At 72.3% G+C, this 4,643-nt stretch carries 1 protein-coding gene; it reads left to right on the top strand.

Annotated elements, in window-relative coordinates; genetic code table 11:
* Positions 1–4,643: type I polyketide synthase (locus tag Q8A52_RS48630; RefSeq protein WP_408649395.1), on the top strand; the 4,643-nt coding region annotated here is incomplete at both ends.

Below are 4,643 nucleotides of genomic sequence, written 5' to 3'. Positions count from 1 at the left end.
ACGCCACCTCGTCACCACCCACGGCGTGCGCAGCATCCTGCTCACCAGCCGACGCGGCACCGGAGCCCCCGGCGCCACCGAACTCGCCGCAGAGCTCGCTCAGTTGGGTGCCCAGGTCGAGATCGTCGCCTGCGACGTGACCGACCGCGCGGCGCTCGCCGACCTCCTCTCCGCGCACCCCGACATCACCGCCGTCGTCCACACCGCCGGCGTGCTCGACGACTCGACGGTGGAGCACCTCACCGGCGAGCGCTTGGCCCGCGTCCGGGCTCCGAAGGCCGACGCGGCGCGTCATCTGCATGAGCTGACGGCGGATCTCGGCCTCGAGGCGTTCGTCCTGTTCTCCTCGGCGGCAGGGAGCTTCGACGGCATCGGGCAGGCCAACTATGCCGCGGCCAACGCCTACTTGGACGCCCTCGCCGCGCAACGGCAGGCCCAGGGGCAGCCGGGCATCTCGATCGCCTGGGGACTGTGGGCACCGCAGGTCGGCGGCATGGGCGCCGGGCTGACCACAACAGACCTGGACCGCATGGCACGCGCGGGCGTCGAGGCGATCGGAGCGGGGGAGGGCACGGCGCTCTTCGACGCGGCGCTCGCGGCGTCGGACAGCCGTGCACACGTCGTGCCCATCAAGCTCAACCTCGGCGCATGGGACATGGACGCGCCGGCGCTCCTGCGTGACCTCGTGAGGCCTCGGGCACCCCGTGCCGTACGGGCCTCGCTCGGCTCGGACACAGGCCGTCCCGCCGGGAACTCCCTCCAGGACCGGCTGGCTGCCCTGCCCGACACCGCGGCGCGCCGTGACCTCCTGCTCGACCTGACCCGCAAGCGGGTGGCGGCCGTGCTCGGCTTCGCCGGAGCGCTCGCCGTGTCCGCCGACGCGGCCTTCACGGAGCTGGGCTTCGACTCGCTCACCGCAGTGGAGTTCCGCAACGCGCTCGGCGCCGACACCGGCCTCAGGCTGCCCGCCACGCTCGTCTTCGACTACCCGAGCCCCACGGCGGTCGCTGACCACCTGCTGACCGAACTGGTCGGTCACGAGTCCGACTCGGCCGCCGGTCAGGGCCCGGCCGTCGCCGTGGCCGCCGCCGCGGACGAGCCGATCGCGATCGTCGGTATGGCCTGCCGATACCCCGGCGGCGTCAATACGCCGGAGGAGCTGTGGCAGCTGCTCGTCTCCGGTGGTGACGCCATCACCTCGCTGCCCACGGACCGCGGATGGGATGTCGCGGGTCTCTACGACCCCGACCCCGAGGCCATCGGCAAGACGTACTCGCGGCACGGCGGATTCCTGGGCCAGGCGGCCGAGTTCGACCCCGCCTTCTTCGGCATCAGCCCGCGTGAGGCGCTGGCGACGGACCCGCAGCACCGGCTGCTGCTGGAGACGTCGTGGGAGGCGTTCGAGCGGGCCGGCATCGACCCGGCCACCGTGCGCGGCAGCGCGACAGGTGTCTTCGCCGGCGTCATGTACAACGACTACGGCATCCGGCTGAACGGCTATCCGGCCGACCTGGAGGGCTACCTCGGCACCGGCAGCTCCGGCAGCGTGGCCTCGGGGCGCGTTGCCTACGTCCTCGGACTCGAGGGCCCCGCCGTCACCGTGGACACGGCCTGCTCCTCCTCCTTGGTCACCGTCCACATGGCCGCGCAGGCGCTGCGCGGCGGTGAGTGCACGCTGGCCCTGGCCGGTGGTGTCACCGTGATGGCGACGCCCGAGACGTTCGTCGGCTTCAGTCGGCAGCGGGGGCTCGCGCCCGACGGCCGGTGCAAGCCGTTCGCCGAGGCCGCCGACGGCACCGGCTGGGGCGAGGGCGTGGGCATGCTCGTCCTCGAAAAGCTCTCCGACGCCCGCCGCAACGGCCACCGGGTGCTCGCGGTGGTGCGCGGCTCGGCGATCAACCAGGACGGCGCGAGCAACGGCCTCACCGCCCCCAACGGCCCCTCCCAGCAACGAGTCATCAAGCAGGCCCTCGCCTCGGCGCGGCTGACCCCGCAGCAGATCGACGCGGTGGAGGCGCACGGCACGGGCACCCGGCTCGGCGACCCGATCGAGGCGCAGGCGCTGCTGGCCACCTACGGTCAGGACCGCCCCGAGGAACCGCTGTGGCTGGGGTCCATCAAGTCCAACCTGGGCCATACCCAGGCCGCCGCCGGCGTGGCCGGGATCATCAAGATGGTCCTGGCGATGCGCAATGAGCAGCTGCCGCGGACGCTCCATGTGGATGAACCGTCGTCGCACGTCGACTGGTCGGCCGGTGCGGTCGAGCTGCTGACCGAGGCCAGGCCCTGGAAGGCGGGGGGGCGGACCCGGCGCGCCGGTGTCTCCTCCTTCGGCATCAGCGGCACCAACGCCCACGTGATCATCGAAGAGGCGCCGGCCGAGACCTCCGCCGAACCGGACTCCTCGGCCCGCAGGTTGCCGGTCGTGCCCTGGATCGTCTCGGGCAGGACCGCCCAAGCCGTGCGCGCCCAGGCGGCCCGGCTCCTGAACTTCGCCACCGCACACCCGGAGTTGGACTCCACGAACATCGCCCATTCACTGACGGCCCGACGCGCCTCCTTCTCCTACCGCGCGGGTGCCGTGGCGCGGGACCGGGAGGGGTTGCTGGCCGGGCTGGAGGCCATCGCCGGTGGGGTCGTGACGCCGTCGGCGGTCGGGGGTTCGGTGGCGTTCCTGTTCACGGGGCAGGGGAGTCAGCGGGCTGGGATGGGGCGTGAGCTGTATGAGGCGTTCCCGGTGTTCGCGGGCGTGCTGGACGAGGTGTGCGCAGCATTCGACGCGCATCTTGAACGGCCGCTGAAGGAGGTCATGTTCGGTGGTGAGGGCCTCGACGAGACGGGATACACCCAGCCTGCTCTGTTCGCTCTGGAGGTTGCGCTGTTCCGGCTGCTGGAGGCGTGGGGTGTACGCCCTGACGCGCTGGCCGGGCACTCGATCGGTGAGCTGGCGGCGGTGCATGTGGCCGGGCTGTGGTCGCTGGAGGACGCGGCGAGGCTGGTGGCTGCTCGTGGCCGTCTGATGCAGCAGTTGCGGGCCGGGGGTGCGATGGCCGCCGTTCAGGCCACCGAGGACGAGGTACGGGCCGCCCTGCCCGAGGGCACCGGTATCGCCGCGGTCAACGGACCGTCCGCCGTGGTCGTCTCCGGCCCGGAGGCGGGCGTGGACGAGGTCGTACGGCACTTCTCCGCGGCAGGACGCAAGACGAAGAAGCTGACCGTCAGCCACGCCTTCCACTCACCGCTGATGGAGCCGATGCTCGCCGAGTTCGAGCAGGTCGCCGCCCAGCTCACCTACAGCAAGACCAAGTTCCCGATCGTGTCGACCCTGACGGGCGCGCAGGTGTCGTACGAGGAGCTGTCCCAGCCGTCGTACTGGGTCCGCCACGTCCGCGAAGCCGTCCGTTTCGCCGACGCCGTGGCGACGCTGGACGGGCAGGGCATCGGTACGTTCCTGGAGCTCGGCCCGGACGCCGTGCTGACCGCGATGGTCGCCGACCCGCGCGCTCTGCCCACCCTGCGCCGCGACCGCACCGAGCCCCAGGCCCTGGTAGAAGCCCTCACCCGACTGCCCGCAGTCGACTGGACCGCCTTCTTCGCGGGAACCGGCGCCCTGCCCGTCGATCTGCCCACCTACGCCTTCCAGCACGGCACGTACTGGCTCGCGGACACGGGCGCCGGAACGGCGACTGGCTTCGGGCAGTCGGACGCCGAGCACCCGCTGCTGAGCGCAGCGGTGGAACTGCCCGACGGAGACGGCGTGTTGTTCACCGGTCGGCTGTCCCAGGCCACGCATCCGTGGCTGGCCGAGCACGCCGTGAACGGCACGGTGATCGTGCCCGGAGCGGCCCTGGTCGAGATCGCCGTACGCGCCGGAGACCAGGTCGGACGCGGCACGGTCCGTGACCTGACCCTGCACGCCCCGCTCGTCCTGCCGGCCGACCGCGCGGTCGCTCTCCGCGTCCGTGTGGGCGAGGGTGACGAGCCCACCGTGACCGTCCACTCCCGCCCCGAAGGCGAGGAGACCTGGACCCTGCACGCCGAGGGTGCCCTCTCCGCCGACAGCGTGGAACCGGCCACCGACCTCACCGCCTGGCCCCCGGCCGGCGCCGAACCGATCGACACCACCACCCTGTACGACGACCTGGCCGCCATGGGCTTGCAGTACGGCCCGCTCTTCCAGGGGGTCTCGGCCGCTTGGCGCGTCGCCGACGACACCGTCTGCGCCGAGGTCGCGCTGCCCGAGGGCACCGACACCCAGAGCTACGGCATCCACCCGGCCCTCCTGGACGCATCCCTGCACTCCATCAGCCTGCTGGACAGCGACGACGACACCGCCCAGTTGCCCTTCTCCTGGACCGACCTCGCCCTGCACGCCACCGGAGCCTCGGCACTGCGGATCCGTATCGAGCGCACCGGTTCGGGCTTCCGAATCGACGCCGCCGATCCGAGCGGTGCTCCGGTGGCCACGGTCGGCGCACTGGCTCTGCGTCCGTTGGCGGTGGAGAAAGCCACTGTCCGTGATCTGTACCGGGTGGACTGGGTCCCGGTGACCGCCGAGGCGGCCGAGCCCACCGCCGCCTACACAGTGCTCCGCGCCGCCACGGCCGCCGAGCTGCTCCCTCAGCTGCAGGCCCACCTCGACG

It is taken from the genome of Streptomyces herbicida (assembly GCF_032656585.1).
Taxonomy (GTDB): Bacteria; Actinomycetota; Actinomycetes; order Streptomycetales; family Streptomycetaceae; genus Streptomyces; species Streptomyces herbicida.
Note: the sequence above shows the minus strand (reverse complement) of the source record. Positions and strands in the feature narration are given on the sequence as shown.